Origin of the sequence: Aeromonas sp. R7-1, assembly GCF_040908115.1 — a bacterium.
Lineage (GTDB): Bacteria > Pseudomonadota > Gammaproteobacteria > Enterobacterales > Aeromonadaceae > Aeromonas > Aeromonas caviae.
In genome coordinates this window covers 77,144-96,289 of the sequence record NZ_JBFODD010000030.1, presented here as the reverse complement: position 1 = coordinate 96,289, position 19,146 = coordinate 77,144, and the positions used below count along the sequence as shown (strand labels likewise).

Here is a 19,146-nt window from a genome sequence, read left to right as displayed (position 1 = left end):
CGAGTCTTGCAGCAGACTACCTTGAGTCGTGAAGGGACGCAATCGGGCTGGTGATGACCCTGGCGACACGGGCGTAGCGCCCCACCTGCTTGTCAGGCAAGCACACCTTCCAGCACCCGTTGGGGAGTCTCGGGAGCGCAGTGGACAAGCAGTTGCTCCCCGGTCATGGGGCGTCCGAGCAGGTAGCCCTGCAAGGTGTCGCAGCCCAGCTCGGTCAGCAGGTCGCGCTGCTCCGGGGTTTCCACCCCCTCTGCCACGATGCGCATCTCCAGGGCCTGACCCAGGGCGATGATGGCGGCGATGATGGTGGCATCGTCGCCTCCCCGCTCCAGGGTGGTGACAAAGCCCCGGTCAATCTTGAGCTCGTTGGCGGGGAAGCGCTTGAGGTAGAGCAGGCTGGAGTAGCCGGTGCCGAAGTCGTCGATGGAGATGCCAAGGCCGAGCTCGGCCAGACGGTTGAGGATGGCGAGGCTCTCCTCGGCCTTCTGCATGGCGGTGGATTCGGTGATCTCCAGGGTCAGGTGACGGGCCTCGAGCCGATGGCGGGCGAGGGCGCCCTGCACCTCCTCCAGCAGGCCGGGGCTCGCCAGCTGTATGGTGGAGAGATTGACCGCCACGCTCCAGTCGTGATGACCCGCCGCCCGCCAGGCGCTCATCTGGCGGCACGCCTCGTCGATGACCCAGTTGCCGATGGGGATGATGAGCCTGCTCTTCTCCGCCAGCGGCAGGAAGCTGGCCGGCGAGACGGCACCATGCTCCGGGTGCTGCCAGCGCAGCAGGGCCTCGGCGCCGACCACCTGGCCGCTGCGGGCACAGTATTTGGGCTGGTAGTGCAGGGCCAGCTCCCCCCGCTCCAGGGCGTGTTGCAGCTCCTTGTGCAGCAGGAACTGCTGGTGGGCGTTGGCGTTCATGGCGCTGTCGAAGTAGTAGTAGTCGTTGCGCCCCTGCTCCTTGGCGTAATACATGGCGGCATCGGCGTTGAGGGTCAGCTCGTGCAGGCTGGTGCCATCCTGGGGATAGACGGCAATGCCGATGCTGGCGGTGATGTGCAGGCTGTGGTGCTCCCACTCATAGGGCTGGGCCAGGGTGGCCAGCAGTCGCTCGGCGAAGGCCGTGGTCTGGCTCACATCCCCCGGCGCCAGGGCCAGCACGAACTCGTCCCCGCCAAAGCGCGAGGCGGTGTCGCTGGCACCGAGCAGGCCGGTGATGCGCTGGGCCACCTCGGCCAGCAGCAGATCCCCGGTGTGGTGGCCGTGGGCATCGTTGATGATCTTGAAGCCGTCGAGATCGAGAAACAGCAGGGAGAAGCTGCGCTGGCTGTGCTGGCACTCCTGGATGCGCTGCTCCAGCCGATCGGCAAACAGCAGCCGGTTCGGCAGCCGGGTCAGGCTGTCATGGAGCGCTAGCTTGAGCAGCTCGTCGTGGGCCTGGTGCAGGGAGGTGGAGAGCCTGGCGGCGTGGGCATCCAGCATGGAGAGCACGAAGGCGATGGCGAACACCGCCAGGGTCACTATGATGACCACGGTTGCCAGCCACTGGGTATTGAGACCGGTGTAGAGGGCCCCGCACAGGCTCTCTGCGGGGAACTGGGCCGCCGCCATGCCGGTGTAGTGCATGCCGATGATGGCCGCCCCCATCACCAGGGAGGCGAGGGCCTTGCTGAAGAAGGCGCGGGGCGAGCTGTTGCGCAGGCGAAACGCTATCCAGAGCGCGGCACCCGAGGCGAAGACCGCGATGAGGATGGAGAGGATGAAGAGCCCAGGCAGGTAGTGGATGCCAGGCGTTATCTTCATGGCCGCCATGCCGATGTAGTGCATGGTGGCGATGCCGGCCCCCATCAGCACGGCCCCGAACAGGATCTGGTGCCAGGGGAGCTGGGGACGACTCACCAGCCAGAGCGCAAAGGCCGAGGAGCCGATGGCCGCCACCAGGGAGAGACCGGTGAGGGTCAGATCGTATCCCAGCGCGATGGGCAGGTTGAAGGCGAGCATGCCGATAAAATGCATGGACCAGATGCCGAGCCCCATGGCGAAGGCTCCCCCCGCGAGCCAGAGCACGGCGGCCCGTCCCCGGCTCTGGCTCACCCGGCTGGTCATGGTCAGCGCCGTGTAGGAGGCGAGCACCGCCACCAGGATGGAGAAGAACACCAGATCCTGGCTGTAATAACTGTCGAGCATGGGGTGGGTTGGGGTCACGTTCATTTACTCTGGGGTACATCAGGGCCTGAGCCTGGGCCGGGTCAGGGGAAATCGGGTGGCAGATTGTACACCAGGCGTCCCTGTCGTGAGCCAGAGATACGTACCAAAATGGCCCCCGGATCAGAGCAAAAACTCTGTCTTTTCTGGCATTGGCCGCCATCCTGTGACCGATAAACCGGCACATCCCCATTTTATCCCGTCTGAACAACAAGATAGGAGAGCATGGGGCGCTTGCCACGGCGCTGGCGGGCCCGTGGCGAAGGCGTGTGGTATGCGCACAAGGCGCCTGTGCGATAAAGGCTCGCAGCCCCTGTCGTCCTTTCACGATCGCCGCAGACCAGGCGCTCAAGGAGTCAGCACAAGTCTGCATCCTCCGGGTCTTGGTTGACCCGGTACATCTGTTATCATCTTCCCCCTGTTTTCTTATCTCGTTGACTCTGCTGGAGAAACCATGTCTCGAACCCTCTATTTGCTGCGCCATGGCCAGACCCGTTACAACGCCGAATTGCGGTTGCAGGGGCGTTGCAACTCCGAGCTGACCCCCAGGGGCGAAGCCCAGGCCCTCGCCATGGGGGCCCGTCTGGCCAAGCTCCTGGCCGAGCCCACCGACTGGACGATCTACGCCAGCCCCCTCGGCCGGGCACGGCAGACGGCGGAGCGGGTGTGTCAGCAGCTTGGCTTGGACCAGGAGCGCATCATCTGGGACGAGCGGCTGGTGGAGCTGGGGATGGGGGAGTGGGAGGGTCGCCGGGTGCCCGAGCTGCTGGCGGCCCACCCCGAGCTGGATCTGGAGGAGCCGGACTGGTATCTGCGGGCCCCCCATGGCGAGAGCTTTGAGAGCATTCAAGGCCGGGCCCGGCAATGGCTTGAGGACGAGCAGATTGCCGAGCAGGCCATCGTGGTTTCTCACGGTCTCTTTGGCGCCATGCTGCGCGGCGCCTATGTGGATCTTGACTACACCACCACCTGGCTGCAGGAGCTGCCGCAGGATGCCTTCTTCAAACTCAGTGGCGGTCGCATAGAGCGGATTGCCTGCTGACCCAGATCAAAACGGCCCGCCGTGGGGGCCGCTTTGAGGGCTGGGGATTATTCTCTCTTCAGCCTGGGTAGCTTTCGATAGAGTGCATCGCGTTTCTCTACCTGATTGGCGCCATAGTGAAGCTCGCGATGGCAGTTAGGGCAGAGCGCCACCGTATTGTTGATGGTATCCGAGCCTCCGTCAGCCAAGGTGCGCAGGTGATGCACCTCGAGAAAAGGTTCTCCGGTTGCCGTGGTAAAGGGGGCTTGTGCATCACAACCCTCACATTTCGCGGCTGCGGCCACCAGCACCCAGGCTTTGACCTGGGGATCCCTCACATAACTTGTTGTGGTCAGGTAGCGCGGGGATGGCTCTTCTATACCTGGGGGATGAGGAGAGATGGGTTTCTCCTTGTATTGGATGACCTGATGTTCGAATTCTGCTTGTCCGCTAAATGGTTGTCCGTCTAACTCACAGATCAGGCGTTCAATAATAGACGCGTTCTGCGCCCCTACATTCTTGGCCGGTTTTAGCCCAGAGACCCAGGCTCTGCCCATCAAGACGCAGACGTAAGAGATATTTTGCATCCGATATTCAAACGACTTATCGGACCGTTGGAATCGAGCCGCTAACTCTGCGTAATAGTGCTTTTTGACAAAGGTAGTGCCTTCCAACTCCTTCTTGTACATCTCCAGATAGGCGGTCACCGTCGCCCTTAACTCTTCTTCTGTCCATGTGTTGCGCAAAGCCGACTCGTCCGAGTTGTATTTCATTGCAAGAAGGTTAACTCAATCGAAGCCGCAATTCAGTAGGAAGGTTAATAAACCCTCATATTATCAATACATTGATGATGCCAAGCAGTAGTTGGGGCTTCATGGCCTCTTTCAGTTGGGCCATCAGGATAAAAGGCTTTGCGGGCCAAGGCACACTCTCTGCCAAGGGGACTGGCTATGATGGTGCGGTAATCACCACCACAGGGAGAGACCATGATCAGCCATATCGACCATCTGGTATTGACGGTCAGCGACATTGAGCGGGCGGTGGCATTTTACAGCGGCGCCTTCAAGATGGAGCCCATCACCTTCGGGGCAGGCCGCCGGGCGCTGCGTTTTGGCAACCAGAAGATCAATTTGCAGTTGCTGGGGGAGGAGGCGCGCAACCGGGCGCAGGTGGGGTCGGGGGATCTCTGCCTCATCACCCGCTGGCCCCTGGATCAGGTGATGGCCCAGCTGGCGAGCCAGGGGGTCGAGATAGTGGAGGGGCCTGTGATGAAAAGCGGTGCCTGTGGTCCCATCGAATCGGTCTATTGCCTGGACCCGGATCAGAACCTCATCGAGATCAGCCGTTATTGCTGAGCCCCTGGCGCATCAGGGCCGGTTCTCTTCCCCTTTGGCGAGGGCCCTGCGCAGTAGAGGGCGCAAGCTGAGTACCATGCCGATGAAGAGCAGCAGATAGCCCAAGGGAAGCAGGGCAAAGGGCTCGTGCAGGAAGCCCTGGGCATCGAGGGTGGAGCCCAGCAGGTTGAAGGCCACAAAGCAGCCGAGCCCGGCCAGGATCAGCAGGGCACCTATTTTCATCGTCATCTTGTCATCCTCGTCAGCGAGATGGAACGGATGGGAGACTTTCATGCCTGGGTGAAGCGAGTGTGAAGTCGCGCCAGGCACAAAACACAACGGCAGCCCTCGGGCTGCCGTTGTGTTGAGGGGGAAGCCCCGGGCCAGGGCGCTCAGCAGACCCCTTGCGCCAGCATGGCGTCAGCCACCTTGACGAAGCCGGCAATATTGGCGCCGCTTTCGTAGTTCACATGACCATCATCCTGACCGTAACGGACACAGGTGGCATGGATACTGGTCATGATCCCCTTGAGGCGGGCGTCCACCTCCTCCCGGGTCCAGGAGAGGCGCTGGGCATTCTGGCTCATCTCGAGGCCCGAGGTGGCAACCCCGCCGGCGTTGGCCGCCTTGCCCGGGGCGAACAGCACCTTTGCTTCGTGGAAGAGACGGATGGCGGCGGCGCTGGAGGGCATGTTGGCCCCCTCGGCCACCAACTGCACGCCGTTGGCAATAAGCTGCACCGCATCTTCGGCATCCAGCTCGTTCTGGGTGGCGCAGGGGAGGGCGACGTCGGTCGCCAGGTGCCAGGGGGTACGGCCGCTGAAGAACTCGAGCCCGAGTTCATGGGCGTAATCGGCGACCCGCTTGCGCTGCTCGTTTTTAAGCGCCATCAGGCGGGCCAGCTTCTCGGGGGTGAAGCCGTCCGGATCATAGACGGTGCCGCCGGAGTCGGAGGCGGTGATGACCCGGGCGCCGAGGGCCATCGCCTTCTCGATGGCGTACTGGGCCACGTTGCCCGAGCCCGACACCGAGACCCGCAGGCCATCGAGGGACTGGCCGCGATGGGCCAGCATGGCGTCGACAAAGTAGAGCAGGCCGTAGCCGGTGGCTTCCGGACGAATGAGGCTGCCGCCAAAGGAGAGTCCCTTGCCGGTGAAGACGCACTCGGCGCTGTTGGTGAGCTTCTTCATCATGCCCGCCATGTAGCTCACCTCGCGCCCGCCCACCCCGATGTCGCCCGCCGGCACGTCGGTGTTGGCCCCCAAGTGGCGATAGAGCTCCAGCATCAGGGCCTGGCAGAAGCGCATCACTTCTCCTTCGCTCTTGCCCTTGGGATCGAAATCGCTGCCCCCCTTGCCGCCGCCCATGGGCAGGGTGGTGAGGGCGTTCTTGAAGGTCTGCTCGAAGGCGAGGAATTTCAGCACCGAGAGATCCACCGAGGGGTGGAAGCGCATGCCGCCCTTGAAGGGACCGATGGCGGAGCTGTGCTGCACCCGGTAGCCGCGGTTCACCTGCACCCGACCCTGGTCATCCACCCAGCTTACCCGAAACTGCACCAGGCGCTCGGGTTCCACCAGTCGCTCCAGCAGGCCGTGTTGCAGGTAGCGGGGGTGGCGCTCCACATAGGGCCAGATGGAGGCGATCACCTCGCTCACGGCCTGGATAAACTCGGGCTGGTGAGGGTTGCGGCTGGCGACCTGGGCCAGGAAGGCCTCCTGGGAGAGGGAATGACTCATCTTTAACTCCTGTCGTGAATGATGAAAGTGGCGTCCTGCCAGAGAGGGGATCATGCCCGTCTTCAGGGTTCGCGGGGCTCAAGGGGCCCGTTGTTGCGCCCCGATGGGGGTGTCATTTCCCGTCGTCGGCGGGTCAGAGCAGATAATTCGCGATGACCAAAATCTTTTTATGCATTTTTGCTGGATAAATATCAAGCGTTAGATCATCTGGCTATCTGCCAAAGGCCGCACCCTATCTTCGGCGGCGGGGGCCTGGCCCATGAAGTGAGCACCATGAAGTGAAAAGAGGCGGGGAGTGCGCGGTGCAGCCCAATCAGGGCCGCGGCGTCACCGCACGCTGGATAATGGGGGGCCTGCTGCTGCATCAGGGGCAGCACCACCCGAGAGCCAGCGGCCAGGGTGCGACGGGGCCGGGCGCGGGCGCGTGCAATGTGCTACTGTAGCGGCGTTTTTTGCCGAACATGCAGGGCGCAGGCCCTTATTTCATGGAGTTGTATGCAGACGAACCCGACCACAGCGCGGCTGATCCAGCCTGCCATTCTCAAGGCCCATCCGACCGGGGAGGTGACCCATGCTGGCCGATGAATCCATGCGCCTGAACAAATACATCAGCGAGAGCGGCATCTGCTCCCGTCGTGAGGCCGATCGTTTCATCGAGCAGGGCAACGTCTTCATCAACGGCAAGCGGGCCGGAGTGGGGGATCAGGTGTTTGCCGGGGATCTGGTCAAGGTCAACGGTCAGGTGATCGAGCCGCGGGAAGCCGACAGCCTGGTCTTCATCGCCCTCAACAAGCCGGTGGGCATCGTCAGCACCACGGAGGCGGGGGAGAAGGACAACATCGTCGACTTCGTCAACCACAGTACCCGCATCTTCCCCATAGGGCGCCTGGACAAGGACTCCCAGGGGCTCATCTTCCTCACCAACCACGGGGATCTGGTGAACAAGATCCTGCGAGCGGGCAACGATCACGAGAAAGAGTACCTGGTGACCGTGGACAAGCCGGTGACCGACGAGTTCGTCCGGGGCATGGCGGCCGGGGTGCCCATCCTCGGCACCGTCACCAAGAAGTGCAAGGTGAAACGAGAGGCCCCCTTCGTGTTTCGCATCACCCTGGTGCAGGGGTTGAACCGCCAGATCCGCCGCATGTGCGAGCACTTCGGCTTCGAGGTGACCAAGCTCGAGCGCATCCGCATCATGAACGTCAGCCTCAAGGGGCTGCCGGTGGGGGAGTGGCGCGACCTCACCGACGACGAGCTGATCGAGCTGTTCAAGCTGATTGAGGACTCCTCCTCCGAGGCCAAACCGGCCAAGGGGGCTCAGGTTGCCAAGCCCAAGGCGGCTGCGGCCGGCTCCCCGGCCCAGGGCAAGAAGCCGCGGCGCAGCGACGATCACGAAATTGGCGGGCGGCCCAATGTGCCGGGCCCCGAGGCCTTCGAGAAGAAGAGCCCCGCAGGCAAGGGCGGGGCGGGCAAAGGGGTTGCCAGCAAAGGGGGGGCAGGTAAAAGCGCGCCCGGCAAGGGGGGCAAACCCGCCCCGGGCAAACCCCGGCCAGGGCAGGGCGGGCGCCAGAAGAAGGGGCGCTGAGCACCAGGCCTTCCCGCACCCTGATGAACAACACCGGCCAAGGCCGGTGTTGTGCTTTCTGGCCCCCGGCCCCCAAGGCCGGTGCTCGCCGGATCAGGCAGGCTTGTGGCCTGCCGTCTGCACAGCCATGGTCTGCTTCGGGGGCAGGCCCATGGCCCTTGGGTAGTGGTGCGGGTTGAGACGCACCACCAGCAGGCTCATCAGGACCAGGGCGCCGAGCTGCCACTGCCAGGCGGCGGCGAAGTCACCGCTTGCATGGTGCAGGCGGGCCGCCACCCAGGGGCCGGTAGCCGCCACCATGAAGCCGACCCCCTGCATCAGGGCGCAGAGGGCGCCCGCCCGGCGCGGGTCGGGCAGGTGATCCAGCGCAATCACCATGATGAGGGAGAAGCTCCCCCCAAGCCCGGCGCCGCACAGCAAACACCAGAGCAGGGGGGCTGTCTGGGGAGCGAGCCAGAGGCCGCCAAAGCCCGCCAGCTGCATGGCGATGGCCAGCGCCATCCAGGGGCGGCGGTCCAGCCGACCGGCTGCCAGCAGGGGCAGGCCAAGGCCGCTCGCGGTCTGGGCCAGGGCGAGCCAGGCCACCAGCTCGCCCCCTTGCTGGGCGCTCCAGCCCGCAGCCATGTAGGCCGGGGCCAGCCAGGCCACGACGATGCCGTAGCCGCTGTTGATGATGCCAAAACAGGCGATGAGCAGCCAGGTGCGGGGCAGGGGGAGCAGCCGCTGCTCCCCGGTGGGGGCGGGCGTGCTGGCCGGGGCAGGCAGGGGCACCCGCCAGGCCAGCCAGCCGAGGGCCAGCAGCACCGGCAGGCCCCAGAGCGCCAGCGCCCGAGACCAGTCCAGATACTCGGCAAGGTGCGGGGTGAGCACGGCCCCGAGCGCCCCGCCCCCCATCATGCAGGCGGAGAAGATCCCCATCACCAGGGGCACCTTTTGGGCGAACCCCTCCTTGATGAGGCCGGGCAGCACCCCCTGCACCAGGGCCGAGCCCAGCCCGCACAGGGCGGCGCTGGCGATGAGCAGGGTGCCGCTCGCCAGATCGACGCGCAGGGCGCTGCCAAGGGCGAGCAACAGCAGGGCCGTCCCGAGCAGGGGGCGCGGGCCCGTGCGACCCAGGAGCGCCGGGGTGAGCAGCACGCCGACCCCGATAAGCCAGAGGGGCAGCAGGGTGACCCAGGCCAGGGTATCCACCCCGAGGGCGAGCCTCGCGTCGATGCGAGGGGCCAGGGGGCCGATGGCGGTGAGGAAGGGGCGCAGGTTGAGGGCGATGAGGATCACCAGCACCAGCAAGGCGCCGCTGCCCGGGGGGAGGCGGCGCTTATGCATGGGGCAGGGGACCGTAGAGGGTTTCAGCCGCGATGGGGCTCGCCAGCTTGATGAGGGGCAGGGGCGGCGGACTCAGCGGCAGTCGCAGCGCCGCGTAGGCCCCGCGGCTGTCATAGCCGAAGGGGGCGGCATCGTCGTTGTCAAAGGCGTAGTAGACCGCCTGGATGCCGTTCATCACCAGGGCCGACAGGCACATGGGGCAGGGGTGCCCGCTGGCATAGACGATGGCCCCGGCCAGCGGCCCCTGGCGACTCCCTTCCCGCAGCGCTTCCAGCTCCGCGTGACGGGTGGGGTCCCCCGCCTCCAGCATGCGGTTGACGGCGCTCGCCACCAGCCGGTTCTCCCTCACCAGCAGGGCGGCGAAGGGGCGCCCCCCTTGCTGGCGATGGGTCAGGGCCAGGTGCAGGGCCTGCTCCAGCCACTCCTGATGGCTGGGGGCCGAGGCGGCGGTGAGGGAGTTGAGGAGGCGGGCACCGGACTGGGAAGGGGGTGGCATGGTCATATCCTGGCAAAAAGGGGGAGGACAGCAGCCTAGAGGGTCGCCGCATCATTTGGAAATTAAATGATAAAATGACTTCCAGTGGTTTTATAAATGGAGATTGCCCATGGAGCGCCCTCTGCTGGACCCCCAATTGCTGCAGAGCTTCGTCGCCATCGTCGAAACCGGCAGCTTTACCCGCGCCGCCGAGCGTATCCACCTCACCCAGTCCACCCTGAGCCAGCAGATGCGCCGCCTGGAGCAGCAGCTGGGCTGCACCCTGCTCGACCGATCCGGCCGCCAGGTGGTGACCACGGCCCAGGGGGAGACCCTGCTCGGGCTGGCGCGCCGCATCCTGGGGCTGCTGGCCCGGGCGGGGGAGCGGGTGAGCGAGGCGAGCCACCCCCTGCGCCTCGGGGTGCCGGAGGATTTTGCCGCGGGGGCCATGACCCCGGTGCTGGCCGCCTTCGCCCGCGCGCACCCGCAGGTGCGGCTGGAGGTGCAAAGCGATCTCAGCCATGCCCTGTGGCAGGCGTTCGAAGGGGGAGAGCTGGATCTGGCCCTCATCAAGCAGGGGCGCGGCCAGGGGGAGCCCATCGCCCGCTGGCGCGAGCCCCTGGCCTGGATTGACAGCCGGGAGTGGCCCGCCGCCGGGCGCGACCCCCTGCCTCTGGTGGTGTTTCCAAGCGAGGGGCTCTACCGGCGCCAGATGACCGACGCCCTGGATGCCGAGGGGATCCCCTGGCGCATCGCCTACGTGAGCGGCAGTCTCGCCAGCCTGCAAGGGGCGGTGAGCGCGGGGATCGGGGTCAGCCTGCTGCCGGCGCGCCTGTTGCAACCGGATCAGGTGGTGCTGGCCCACTGGCCTGCGGTGCGCTCGGTGGAGCTGGCCCTGCACCAGGGGCCGGGCACGAGCGAGCCCCTCGCCCGGTTGGGGGAGGCGCTGATCGCGCTCTGTGACGAGGTGATGGGGCCGAGGTAGCCCGGGCGGCCAGGGGTCAGGCCAGGGCCTGTTTTGGCACCACGGCGAGCCAGATTTCCACTTCGCCGCTGCCGGTGGCGGCGTCAAAGCGGGCGCCGTAGCGCTCGAAATCCGGCTGCTGGGCAGATTGATAGTCCGACTGCGCGAGCCACGCCAGGGCCTGGCGCCAGGTGTGCGGCAGGGTCGCGACATGCCCCTGATGCAAGAAGATGGCGTAGGTCTGGGGGGCGATGCGCATGCGGCCAAGCCCGGGAGGCAGCACCTCCAGGGCGGCGACCTCCACCCCGCAGAGGTATTCGCAGTGGGTGTCGGTGGCGGCGCAGATGACGCCATAGGCGTGCTCACCGAGCTGCCCCGGCAGGGGAAGCAGGGCGCTGAGGTCGCGCCACTGGCCGGCGAAGTCCCCCTGCTCGAAGGGGTGGTGACGGCGCAGCCCCCCGAGGAGCATGGCGCGGCCTTGTTCGATGCGAATGGGTGCTGACATGATGCCTCCTGCGGGGGCGCTCAGGCCTCCCGACCTTCCTCGAGCTTGCGCTCATAATCCCGGCGAACGATGGCGAGTGCCGCCAGGGCCAGCGCGGGGGCGATGTGGTTGGTTTCCAGCAGTTCAATCAGATCCACCGCGAGCTGGACCTCGGGGGGGGCATTTTCCAGGGACATCTTGGGTTCTCAAGGGCAAGGGTGGTCGCCATTATAGCGCCCGGCGGCGCGAAGACACGCCCCGGCTGCCCGGGGCGGGTCACATGTGCTGGCGCATCTCCTTGTCCAGCTCCTCGCGCAGGGCCATCAGCTTTTTGGCGTACTGCTGCAACTGCAGATCGCTCTCGCTCACCGGCTGCCACTGGGGCACCGGAGTGGGTTTGCCATGCTCGTCCATGGCCACGAAGATGATGATGCAGTGGGTGGTCTTGCGCCGCTCCGGGTCGGTGGGGTGGCGGCTGTAGACATCCACCGCCAGGTGCATGCTGGTGGTGCCGGTGTGGATCACCTTGGCGTGCACCTCCACCAGTTGGCCTATCTGGATGGGGCGCAAGAAGCGGATGCCCCCCACATAGACGGTGACGGCATAGCCGCCACACCAGCCGGCGGCGCAGGCGTAGCCGGCCTGGTCAATCCACTTCATCACCATGCCGCCATGGACTTTGCCGCCAAAGTTGACGTCGGCGGGTTCGGCGAGAAATTGCAGGGTCAGTTCACGGGCGCTCATGGTACTTCCTTATGTCGAGGCAAGGGGGGACTCCTTGGCTGTCCCCCGGGGACAATAGCAGCGGTCGGGGCCGGTACTGATCCAACCAGCGCCTTTCTTGCCTGCGCCGTCATTCACCTTGAGTTCAGCGCAGGCGGCCCAGCATGACTCATCACGCGAGGGAGGAGGCCCCATGAAACAGATGCTGGAGCAATTGATGGGAGCTGGCAAGGGCTGGCTCAACGACGGTGGTGACACGCGCAAGGCCCAGATGAAGGGCATGGCGCAGGGGGGATTGGCCGCCGGGGCCATGGCGCTGCTGCTTGGTAACAAGAAGATGCGCAAATATGGCACCAAGGTGGCGGCGGTGGGGGGCGCGGCGGCTCTCGGGGGGCTGGCCTACAAACTCTATCAGGACTGGCAGACCCAGCAGTCCACCCCGGCCCAGCCGACCCAGCCCCTGGACACCCTGGAGGGCAAGGCCCTGGATGCCCGCGCCAACCTGCTGGTGCGCGCCATGGTGGCGGCGGCCCGGGCCGACGGCCACATCGATGCCGCCGAGCGCCAGAAGATCCAGGAGTACCTGACCGAACAGGGGGAGCGGGATGCGGCCCGCTGGATTGACGCCGAGCTCTCCCGCCCCCTTGACCCCCATGTCCTGGCGCGAGAAGTGACCGACATGGAGCTGGCGACCGAGGTCTACCTCGCCTCCCTGCTCACCATCGAGGTGGATCACTTCATGGAGCGCGGCTATCTGGACGAGCTGGCGCGGGCCTTGAAGCTGGATGACAACCTCAAGGGGAGCATAGAGCGCCAGGTGGCCCAGCTGGGGGCGCCGGGCTGAGCCCGCATTGCCATCAGGATTGTCCACAAGGCCCCGTCATGGGGCCTTGTCGTTGCCGGGGGCTGTTGATTGCCGTGACGAGCCGATAAGATGCGGGTTCCAAAGGGTGACCGCCGAGCCTCTTTCCTCGCTGGCGACCCTCACTGCAAGGAGCATCAGGTGGACATTCGCAAGGCAACTGAACAGGATATCGACGCTATTTTGGCCCTGAACCGGCAGATAGGTCAGCTCCACTTCGAGCAGGTGCCCGAGGTGTTCTGCCCCCCGTCCCCGGAGGACAGGGCCTTCTTGCTCGGCGCCATAGCCGACGAGGCGCGTCTTTTCTGCGTGGCGGTGGTGGCGGGGGAGGTGGCGGGTTTTCTCACTGCCCGCATCGACCTCAACGAGAGCGTCCCCTTTCTCAGCAAGCTGCCCGTCTGCCGCATCACGACCGTGGTGGTGGATGAGGGGCAGCGCTCCCGGGGCATCGGCCGGGCGCTGATCGCCCACGGGGACCAGTGGGGCAAGGCTCGGGGCGCAAGCCAGCTGCGCCTGGAGGTGATGGCTTTCAACGAGCGGGCCAGGGCCCTCTACGAGCGACTGGGCTTCAAGGCCCAGTCACAGACCATGGCCAGATAAGGCGCACTCGCTTGCAAAAGGGCCCGTTACGGGCCCTTGTCGTGTGAGGCGTCAGGGGGGCTCTGCCAGGTTTCCCGTTGCCGGGCGATGAGGCCCGCAAGCCGGTTGAGCGCCGCGTCCAGTTGCGGGCTCCAGGGATGGGAGCTGTTGAGGCGCAGGCAGTGGTTGTGCTGGCCCTGGCTGGAGAAGAGGGCCCCGGGGGCGATGGAGACCCCCTGCTCGATGGCGCTGGCATAGAGCGCCCGGCCATCGAGGCGGGCGTCAAATTCGAGCCAGAGAAAGTAGCCCCCGTCGGGGGAGGAGATGCGCGCCTCGGGGAAGAGGCGCATCAGGGCCGCCCGCATCTGCTGCTGGCGCTGGGCCAGGGTGTGGCGCAGGCGGCGAAAGTGGGCGTCCACCCCGCCCTGGCGCAGTATGTCGGCCAGCGCCAGCTGACTGGGCACATTGGTCGAGAGCGTCGACATCAGTTGCAGCCGCTGGATGCGCTCGGCGTGGCGCTTCGCCACCACCCAGCCGACCCGAAAGCCGGGCGCCAGACACTTGGTCCAGGAGCCGCACAGCAGGCTCTCTCCCCGCGCATCCCAATGGGTAATGGGCCTTGGCCGCTCGCGCCCGACATAGAGCTCCGCATAGACGTCATCCTCCACCAGGGGGACCAGGTTGCGGTTGAGCAGCCCCATCAGCGCCTGCTTGTGCTCATCCGGCATGGTGTGGCCGAGGGGGTGCTGCACATTGCCCATCAGCCAGCACGCCTTGACGGGGCGCTGGGCGAGGGCCTCCTCCAGCAGGGCGAGATCGATGCCCACCCCGGGGATCACCGGGATCTCCACCACCTTGAGCTTGAGCCGCTCGATGACCTGCAGGGCGCCGTAGAAGGTGGGGGACTCCACCACCACCCAGTCGCCGGGCTCGGTCAGCACCTGAAGACTGAGGGAGAGCGCCTCCATGGCCCCCGTGGTGATGATGATCTGCTGGGGATCCACCGCCATCCCCTCGCCGGCGTAGCGCCGGGCGATGGCGCGGCGCAGTGCCTCGTTGCCGGGGGGCAGATCTGCCACCGTGCTGAAGGGATCGAGGCGGCGCATGCAACTGCCGAGGGCCCGACCGAGCTGGGGGTGGGGGAAGAGGGTCGGGTCCGCCACCGCCATGCCAAGGGGCACCAGCTCCCGTGACTTGCTCGCCTGCAGCACCTCGAACACCAGATCGTTGATGTCCACCGAGCCGCTGTAGCGGGCCTGCTGGGGCTGACTCTCCCGCCGGGCCGTGCTCGCGGCCTTGACGTAGTAGCCGGACTGGGGCCGCGCCAGGATGAGGCCCCGGCTTTCGAGCAACTGATAGGCCTGGAGCACCGTCATGGGGCTGAGGCCATGGGTCTTGCAGCTCTGACGGATGGAGGGGATGCGCTCCCCCGGCTGCCAGAGGCCGCTCGTGATCTGCTGTTGCAGCTGGTCTGCCAACTGGCCGTAGCGGGACATGGTGGGCCCAAACTGTTATAGGTGTTTTTCACTATAACTGCATCTGTTATAGGTGTCATGGACCATGGTGTACTTGGCGGGCGAAAACCTGTCCGTTAAATGCAACATAGAGAGTCATGCATGATAAGCCTGGATGATGTGGTCAGCCTCTCCCGAATACAGTTCGGGGCGACGGCGATGTTCCACTTTCTGTTTGTGCCCCTCACCCTGGGGCTGTCCTGGATCCTGGTGATCGCCGAGTCGGCCTACGTGATGACCGGCAAGGTGATTTACAAGGACATCACCCGCTTCTGGGGCAAGCTGTTTGGCATCAACTTCGTGATGGGGGTGACCACCGGGATCACCCTGGAGTTCCAGTTCGGGACCAACTGGGCCTATTACTCCCACTATGTCGGCGATATCTTCGGCACCCCGCTGGCGGTGGAGGGGCTGATGGCCTTCTTCCTCGAGTCCACATTGGTGGGCCTCTTCTTCTTCGGCTGGGACAAGCTCTCCCGCGGTCAGCACCTGCTGGTGACCATGCTGGTGGCGCTCGGCTCCAACCTCTCCGCCCTCTGGATCCTCATCGCCAACGGCTGGATGCAAAACCCGGTCGGCGCCGAGTTCAACCCCATGACCATGCGCATGGAGCTGGTGGACGTGGCCGCGGTCATCTTCAACCCGGTGGCCCAGGTCAAGTTCGTCCACACGGTGGCGGCGGGCTATGTGGCGGCCTCCCTGTTCGTGATGGGGGTGAGCAGCTGGTATCTGCTGCGCGGCATGGAGGTGCGCTTCGCCCTGCGATCCTTTGCCATCGCCTCGGGTTTTGGCCTCGCGGCCATCCTCTCTGTCATCGTGCTCGGGGACGAGTCGGGCTATCGCTCGGGGGAGGTGCAGAAGGTCAAGCTCGCCGCCATCGAGGCGGAGTGGGAGACAGAACCCGCTCCTGCCTCCTTCACCCTGTTCGGCCTGCCGGATCAGCGTGCCGAGACCACCCACGCGGCCATCAAGATACCCTATCTGATGGGCATCATCGCCACCCGCTCCCTGGATGAGCAGGTGACGGGCCTCAAAGATCTGAAAGCGCAGCACGAGGTGCGCATCCGCAGCGGCATGCAGGCGTACGACGCCCTGGAAGCCCTGCGAGCGGATGGTAGCAATACCGAGGCCAGGGCCACCTTCGAGCGCCACCGCGCCGATCTCGGCTACGGCCTCTTGCTCACCCCCTATGCCAAGGAGATTGGCAAGGCGGACGAGGGGGCCATCGCCAAGGCGATGGAGGACTCCATCCCCCAGGTGGCGCCGCTGTTCTGGAGCTTTCGCCTGATGGTGGGCATCGGCGTGGCGCTGCTGGCGCTCTTTGCCGCCGCCTTCCTGCAGCTGTGCCGGGGCAGGCTGGTGCAATCCCCGCGGCTGCTCAGGGCCCTGCTCTGGTCTATTCCTCTGCCCTGGATTGCCATCGAGGCGGGCTGGTTCGTGGCGGAGTTCGGTCGCCAGCCCTGGACCATCAGCGACGTGCTGCCGGTGTCGGCCTCCGTCTCCCTGCTGCAACCGGGGCAGCTCTGGTTCAGCCTCATCGCCATCTTCCTCATCTACAGCAGCCTGCTGGTGGTGGAGCTGTTCTTGTTGCGTCATGTGATCCGCAAAGGGCCTGCCAGCCTGCAGATGGGTCGTTATCAAGGTGAAGTGTTGCAAAACGGGAGTCCTGCCTGATGGATTACGAAACCCTGAAAGTGATCTGGTGGGGGCTGGTGCTCTTCCTGCTGGTCGGCTTCGTGGTGATGGATGGCTTCGATCTCGGGGTCGGCATGCTGTTGCCCGTGGTCGGCAAGACGGATGACGAGCGGCGGGTGCTGCTCAACAGCGTGGGGCCGGTGTGGGAGGGCAACCAGGTGTGGCTCATCGCCGGTGCCGGCACCCTGTTTGCCGCCTGGCCCCTGGTCTATGCCGCCGCCTTCTCGGCGCTTTACGTGCCCTTCATGTTCCTGCTGTTCGGCCTCTTTTTGCGCCCGGTGGGCTTTGACTATCGCAGCAAGCTGCCGGACCCGGTCTGGCGCCGCTGGTGGGACCGCGCCCTGGTGGTGGGCGGTCTGCTGCCGACCCTGGTGTTTGGTGCCACCCTTGGCCTGGTGCTGCAAGGGCTGCCGTTTCGCTTCGATGCGGCCCTTCGCATCCACTATGGCGCCTTTGCGTTCCACTGGCCGCTGCTGTTGACCGCCATGGGGACGGCGCTGGCGCTGCTCTTGCTGCACGGTGCCAGCTTCCTGCAGTGCAAGACACAGGGAGCCATAGCGGCGCGCAGCACCCGCCTCGCCCTCTGGCTCGGCCCCCTGGCGAGCGCCCTCTTTGCCCTTGGTGGCGTCTGGCTTGGAGAGATGGCGGGGTATCGCATCACGGCCATCGGCGATCTCAACGGCGCCCTCACTCCGCTGATGAAAGAGGTGGTGGCGGTGCCGGCAGGCTGGCTTGGCAACTTTGTTGCCCATCCGGTGCTCTGGGCTGTGCCTGTGCTCGGGCTCCTGCTGCCCCTGGTGTGCGCGCTGGCAAGCCGCCTCGGCAAGTCCGGGCTGGCTCTCGTGGCCAGCGGTGGTGCCTGCGCCGCCATGATGCTGACCGTGGCCATCGCGCTCTTCCCCTTCGTGCTGCCCTCGTCCCTGGATCCGGCCAGCAGCCTGACCCTGTGGGACAGCACCTCCAGCGAGCGCACCCTGCTTATCATGCTGGGGATCGTCGGAGTACTGATGCCGGTCAACATCGGCTACACCCTCTGGGTCTACCGGGTGGTGCGCGGCAGGGTCAGCGCCGAGCAGGTGCGCCAGCACGGCCACAGCCTCTACTAATCCGCTTCAACACAAGGATCAACGCGATATGTGGTATTTCACCTGGTTGCTGGGGCTGGGGTTCGCCTTGCTCTGCGGGCTGGTCAATCTGCTCTGGCTGGAGGCGCGCTGGGCCGCCGATGAGGATCTCAAGGAGCCCTGAGCCTCGCATCTTGCCCATGAAAAAAGGCCGACACAGGATGTCGGCCTTTTGCTTGCCCGGGGTCAGGCAAGGGCGGCGCGGCGCTCGCCCGCTTCGCTGACATGGGTGAGGCCGTAGGCCAGCAGCACGATGAGGGCGCCAATCCAGGGGGTGTGCATCAGGCCGAGGTGCTCCACCACGAAACCGCCGACCACGGAGCCCAGCGCAATGCCGACGTTGAAGGCGGCGATGTTGAGGCCGGAGGCCACATCCACGGCATTGGGGGTGTGGCGCTCGGCCTGTTTCACCACCAGTACCTGCAGACCCGGCACGTTGCCAAAGGCGAAGGCGCCCCACACCAGCACGGTCAGTACCGCCAGCACCGGGTGCGGTGCGGTGAAGGTGAGCACCAGCAGCACCACGGCGAGCCCGGCGAACAGCAGCTTCAGCGCGGGCAATGGGCCCATCCGGTCGGCGAGCTTGCCGCCCCAGATATTGCCGACGGCGACCGATACCCCGTACACCAGCAGGATCAGGCTCACCGCACTGGCGCTAAAGCCGCTCACCTGTTGGAGGATGGGGGCGAGGAAGGTAAACGCCGTGAAGGCACCGCCGTAACCGAGCGCCGTCTTGGCGTAGACCAGCAGCAAGGGCTTTCTGGTGAGCACCGAGAGCTGCTCGCGAACGCTGGAGGCGGCCCCCTTCGGCAGGTTCCCCGGTACCAGCAGCAGGCTGCCCACCATGGCGACGAGGCCGAGCAGGCTCACCACCAGGAAGGTTTCGCGCCAGCCGAAAACCTGACCAATCCAGGTGCCAAGCGGGACGCCGGTCACCAGGGCGACCGTGAGGCCGCTGAACATGATGGCGATGGCGCTGGCCGCCTTCTCTTTGGCCACGAGACCCGTGGCGATGGTGCTGCCTACCGAGAAGAAGACCCCGTGGGCCAGCCCGGTGAGGATGCGGGCCACAATCAGGCTCTCGTACCCGGGGGCCTGCCAGGCCAGCAGGTTGCCGACGGTGAAGAGGGCCATCAGCCCCACCAGCAGCCACTTGCGCGGCAGCTTGCCGGTGAGTGCCGTGAGCACGGGGGCGCCGATGGCGACGCCAAGGGCATAGAGGCTGACCAGGAGGCCTGCCGAGGGGAGCGAGACATTGAGCTGCTCGGCGATGGTGGGGATGAGCCCCACGATCACGAATTCGGTTGTGCCTATGGCAAAGGCACTTAAGGTGAGGGCAAATAACGCCAGTGGCATAACAACTCCTTGGATTGGGACTCCCGACGGGAGAATGGCGCCAGTATGCCGAGGGTGTTTGTTGGTAAAAATGACGGCAACGTCAAATTACTTTTGCCAAATCAGCAGCAATGGGGCCGTGAAATGGGGTAGTGGGAGTGGTCGAGGCAACTGCGGCAAGAGCGGCTGTAGCG

The 19,146-nt window shown here is 65.5% G+C and carries 20 protein-coding genes; 9 read left to right on the top strand and 11 right to left on the bottom strand.

Annotated elements, in window-relative coordinates; genetic code table 11:
- Positions 1 to 92 precede the first annotated feature (92 nt).
- A complete protein-coding gene (locus AB5Y51_RS06900; protein ID WP_227656147.1) occupies positions 93 to 2,201 on the bottom strand; it encodes a bifunctional diguanylate cyclase/phosphodiesterase in 2,109 nt (702 codons plus the stop codon).
- A 448-nt stretch (positions 2,202 to 2,649) separates the two neighbouring features.
- Here AB5Y51_RS06900 and AB5Y51_RS06895 point away from each other — a divergent pair, with 448 nt between their 5' ends.
- A complete protein-coding gene (locus tag AB5Y51_RS06895) occupies positions 2,650 to 3,237 on the top strand; it encodes a histidine phosphatase family protein (RefSeq protein WP_324036064.1) in 588 nt (195 codons plus the stop codon).
- Positions 3,238 to 3,284: 47 nt separating this feature from the next.
- Here the strand turns inward: AB5Y51_RS06895 and AB5Y51_RS06890 are convergent, their stop codons facing one another.
- Positions 3,285 to 3,989 (bottom strand): HNH endonuclease, encoded by a 705-nt coding sequence (locus AB5Y51_RS06890; protein WP_368178204.1) that lies wholly within the window; start codon positions 3,987 to 3,989, stop codon positions 3,285 to 3,287.
- A gap of 213 nt (positions 3,990 to 4,202) precedes the next feature.
- Here AB5Y51_RS06890 and AB5Y51_RS06885 point away from each other — a divergent pair, with 213 nt between their 5' ends.
- Entirely contained in the window at positions 4,203 to 4,571 is a 369-nt protein-coding gene (locus AB5Y51_RS06885; protein WP_041212762.1) for a VOC family protein, read from the top strand.
- A gap of 12 nt (positions 4,572 to 4,583) precedes the next feature.
- On the opposite strand, the gene AB5Y51_RS06880 is transcribed toward AB5Y51_RS06885, so the two are convergent.
- Together AB5Y51_RS06880 and gdhA are read right to left on the bottom strand one after the other, a co-directional pair.
- Positions 4,584 to 4,799 carry a DUF3955 domain-containing protein gene (locus tag AB5Y51_RS06880; protein ID WP_368178203.1) on the bottom strand — a complete coding sequence of 72 codons (216 nt, stop codon included), beginning with the start codon at positions 4,797 to 4,799 and terminating at the stop codon, positions 4,584 to 4,586.
- A gap of 143 nt (positions 4,800 to 4,942) precedes the next feature.
- Positions 4,943 to 6,286, bottom strand: coding sequence for an NADP-specific glutamate dehydrogenase (gdhA, locus tag AB5Y51_RS06875; RefSeq protein ID WP_010674195.1), 1,344 nt, complete (start codon positions 6,284 to 6,286; stop codon positions 4,943 to 4,945).
- 571 nt (positions 6,287 to 6,857) lie between these two features.
- Here gdhA and rluF point away from each other — a divergent pair.
- A complete protein-coding gene (rluF, locus tag AB5Y51_RS06870) occupies positions 6,858 to 7,871 on the top strand; it encodes a 23S rRNA pseudouridine(2604) synthase RluF (protein WP_368178202.1) in 1,014 nt (337 codons plus the stop codon).
- Between the two features lie 93 nt (positions 7,872 to 7,964).
- On the opposite strand, the gene AB5Y51_RS06865 is transcribed toward rluF, so the two are convergent.
- Both AB5Y51_RS06865 and AB5Y51_RS06860 read right to left on the bottom strand, forming a co-directional pair.
- Positions 7,965 to 9,197: an MFS transporter gene (locus AB5Y51_RS06865; RefSeq protein WP_368178201.1), complete on the bottom strand. Its 1,233-nt coding sequence runs from the start codon at positions 9,195 to 9,197 to the stop codon at positions 7,965 to 7,967.
- Positions 9,190 to 9,699, bottom strand: a complete 510-nt coding sequence (locus AB5Y51_RS06860; protein WP_368178200.1) for a nucleoside deaminase — start codon at positions 9,697 to 9,699, stop codon at positions 9,190 to 9,192. Before AB5Y51_RS06860 ends, AB5Y51_RS06865 begins: the two co-directional genes overlap by 8 nt.
- Positions 9,700 to 9,814: 115 nt before the next feature.
- Between AB5Y51_RS06860 and AB5Y51_RS06855 the strand changes: the two genes are divergently transcribed.
- A complete protein-coding gene (locus tag AB5Y51_RS06855; RefSeq protein WP_201872754.1) occupies positions 9,815 to 10,657 on the top strand; it encodes a LysR family transcriptional regulator in 843 nt (280 codons plus the stop codon).
- 16 nt (positions 10,658 to 10,673) lie between these two features.
- On the opposite strand, the gene AB5Y51_RS06850 is transcribed toward AB5Y51_RS06855, so the two are convergent.
- From AB5Y51_RS06850 to AB5Y51_RS06840, 3 genes are all read right to left on the bottom strand, one after another.
- Entirely contained in the window at positions 10,674 to 11,141 is a 468-nt protein-coding gene (locus tag AB5Y51_RS06850; protein WP_039038603.1) for a GyrI-like domain-containing protein, read from the bottom strand.
- Positions 11,142 to 11,161: 20 nt separating this feature from the next.
- Positions 11,162 to 11,317, bottom strand: coding sequence for a pleiotropic regulatory protein RsmS (rsmS, locus tag AB5Y51_RS06845; RefSeq protein WP_010674200.1), 156 nt, complete (start codon positions 11,315 to 11,317; stop codon positions 11,162 to 11,164).
- A gap of 79 nt (positions 11,318 to 11,396) precedes the next feature.
- Positions 11,397 to 11,864: an acyl-CoA thioesterase gene (locus AB5Y51_RS06840; RefSeq protein ID WP_010674201.1), complete on the bottom strand. Its 468-nt coding sequence runs from the start codon at positions 11,862 to 11,864 to the stop codon at positions 11,397 to 11,399.
- Between the two features lie 172 nt (positions 11,865 to 12,036).
- Here AB5Y51_RS06840 and AB5Y51_RS06835 point away from each other — a divergent pair, with 172 nt between their 5' ends.
- Both AB5Y51_RS06835 and AB5Y51_RS06830 read left to right on the top strand, forming a co-directional pair.
- Positions 12,037 to 12,687: a tellurite resistance TerB family protein gene (locus AB5Y51_RS06835; RefSeq protein ID WP_042015902.1), complete on the top strand. Its 651-nt coding sequence runs from the start codon at positions 12,037 to 12,039 to the stop codon at positions 12,685 to 12,687.
- A gap of 159 nt (positions 12,688 to 12,846) precedes the next feature.
- The gene (locus tag AB5Y51_RS06830) at positions 12,847 to 13,305 is read left to right on the top strand and encodes a GNAT family N-acetyltransferase (protein ID WP_039038605.1); all 459 of its coding nucleotides are present in this window, start codon (positions 12,847 to 12,849) and stop codon (positions 13,303 to 13,305) included.
- Positions 13,306 to 13,331: 26 nt separating this feature from the next.
- Here the strand turns inward: AB5Y51_RS06830 and AB5Y51_RS06825 are convergent, their stop codons facing one another.
- Positions 13,332 to 14,780 carry a PLP-dependent aminotransferase family protein gene (locus AB5Y51_RS06825; RefSeq protein ID WP_368178199.1) on the bottom strand — a complete coding sequence of 483 codons (1,449 nt, stop codon included), beginning with the start codon at positions 14,778 to 14,780 and terminating at the stop codon, positions 13,332 to 13,334.
- A gap of 120 nt (positions 14,781 to 14,900) precedes the next feature.
- Between AB5Y51_RS06825 and AB5Y51_RS06820 the strand changes: the two genes are divergently transcribed.
- Genes AB5Y51_RS06820 through AB5Y51_RS06810 form a run of 3 tightly spaced genes read left to right on the top strand, consistent with a single transcriptional unit; the run spans position 14,901 to position 17,741 of the window.
- On the top strand, positions 14,901 to 16,472 hold the full coding sequence (locus AB5Y51_RS06820) for a cytochrome ubiquinol oxidase subunit I (protein ID WP_368178198.1): 1,572 nt from the start codon (positions 14,901 to 14,903) through the stop codon (positions 16,470 to 16,472).
- The gene (cydB, locus tag AB5Y51_RS06815) at positions 16,472 to 17,599 is read left to right on the top strand and encodes a cytochrome d ubiquinol oxidase subunit II (RefSeq protein WP_048207354.1); all 1,128 of its coding nucleotides are present in this window, start codon (positions 16,472 to 16,474) and stop codon (positions 17,597 to 17,599) included. The genes AB5Y51_RS06820 and cydB overlap by 1 nt, the downstream gene beginning before the upstream one ends.
- A gap of 28 nt (positions 17,600 to 17,627) precedes the next feature.
- Positions 17,628 to 17,741 carry a CydX/CbdX family cytochrome bd oxidase small subunit gene (locus AB5Y51_RS06810; RefSeq protein ID WP_010674207.1) on the top strand — a complete coding sequence of 38 codons (114 nt, stop codon included), beginning with the start codon at positions 17,628 to 17,630 and terminating at the stop codon, positions 17,739 to 17,741.
- A gap of 62 nt (positions 17,742 to 17,803) precedes the next feature.
- Here AB5Y51_RS06810 and AB5Y51_RS06805 read toward each other — a convergent pair whose 3' ends face one another.
- On the bottom strand, positions 17,804 to 18,973 hold the full coding sequence (locus AB5Y51_RS06805) for an MFS transporter (protein WP_183148691.1): 1,170 nt from the start codon (positions 18,971 to 18,973) through the stop codon (positions 17,804 to 17,806).
- Positions 18,974 to 19,146: the final 173 nt, after the last annotated feature.

Excerpts from the sequence above, each read along its gene's own strand:
- AB5Y51_RS06820 (WP_368178198.1), top strand. The coding sequence starts at position 14,901 with ATGATAAGCCTGGATGATGTGGTCAGCCTCTCCCGAATACAGTTCGGG.
- rsmS (WP_010674200.1), bottom strand. The coding sequence starts at position 11,317 with ATGTCCCTGGAAAATGCCCCCCCCGAGGTCCAGCTCGCGGTGGATCTG.
- AB5Y51_RS06890 (WP_368178204.1), bottom strand. The coding sequence starts at position 3,989 with ATGAAATACAACTCGGACGAGTCGGCTTTGCGCAACACATGGACAGAA.
- AB5Y51_RS06825 (WP_368178199.1), bottom strand. The coding sequence starts at position 14,780 with ATGTCCCGCTACGGCCAGTTGGCAGACCAGCTGCAACAGCAGATCACG.
- AB5Y51_RS06840 (WP_010674201.1), bottom strand. The coding sequence starts at position 11,864 with ATGAGCGCCCGTGAACTGACCCTGCAATTTCTCGCCGAACCCGCCGAC.
- AB5Y51_RS06850 (WP_039038603.1), bottom strand. The coding sequence starts at position 11,141 with ATGTCAGCACCCATTCGCATCGAACAAGGCCGCGCCATGCTCCTCGGG.
- AB5Y51_RS06805 (WP_183148691.1), bottom strand. The coding sequence starts at position 18,973 with ATGCCACTGGCGTTATTTGCCCTCACCTTAAGTGCCTTTGCCATAGGC.
- AB5Y51_RS06810 (WP_010674207.1), top strand. The coding sequence starts at position 17,628 with ATGTGGTATTTCACCTGGTTGCTGGGGCTGGGGTTCGCCTTGCTCTGC.
- AB5Y51_RS06860 (WP_368178200.1), bottom strand. The coding sequence starts at position 9,699 with ATGACCATGCCACCCCCTTCCCAGTCCGGTGCCCGCCTCCTCAACTCC.
- AB5Y51_RS06880 (WP_368178203.1), bottom strand. The coding sequence starts at position 4,799 with ATGACGATGAAAATAGGTGCCCTGCTGATCCTGGCCGGGCTCGGCTGC.
- cydB (WP_048207354.1), top strand. The coding sequence starts at position 16,472 with ATGGATTACGAAACCCTGAAAGTGATCTGGTGGGGGCTGGTGCTCTTC.
- gdhA (WP_010674195.1), bottom strand. The coding sequence starts at position 6,286 with ATGAGTCATTCCCTCTCCCAGGAGGCCTTCCTGGCCCAGGTCGCCAGC.
- AB5Y51_RS06895 (WP_324036064.1), top strand. The coding sequence starts at position 2,650 with ATGTCTCGAACCCTCTATTTGCTGCGCCATGGCCAGACCCGTTACAAC.
- AB5Y51_RS06865 (WP_368178201.1), bottom strand. The coding sequence starts at position 9,197 with ATGCATAAGCGCCGCCTCCCCCCGGGCAGCGGCGCCTTGCTGGTGCTG.
- AB5Y51_RS06835 (WP_042015902.1), top strand. The coding sequence starts at position 12,037 with ATGAAACAGATGCTGGAGCAATTGATGGGAGCTGGCAAGGGCTGGCTC.
- AB5Y51_RS06885 (WP_041212762.1), top strand. The coding sequence starts at position 4,203 with ATGATCAGCCATATCGACCATCTGGTATTGACGGTCAGCGACATTGAG.
- rluF (WP_368178202.1), top strand. The coding sequence starts at position 6,858 with ATGCTGGCCGATGAATCCATGCGCCTGAACAAATACATCAGCGAGAGC.
- AB5Y51_RS06900 (WP_227656147.1), bottom strand. The coding sequence starts at position 2,201 with ATGAACGTGACCCCAACCCACCCCATGCTCGACAGTTATTACAGCCAG.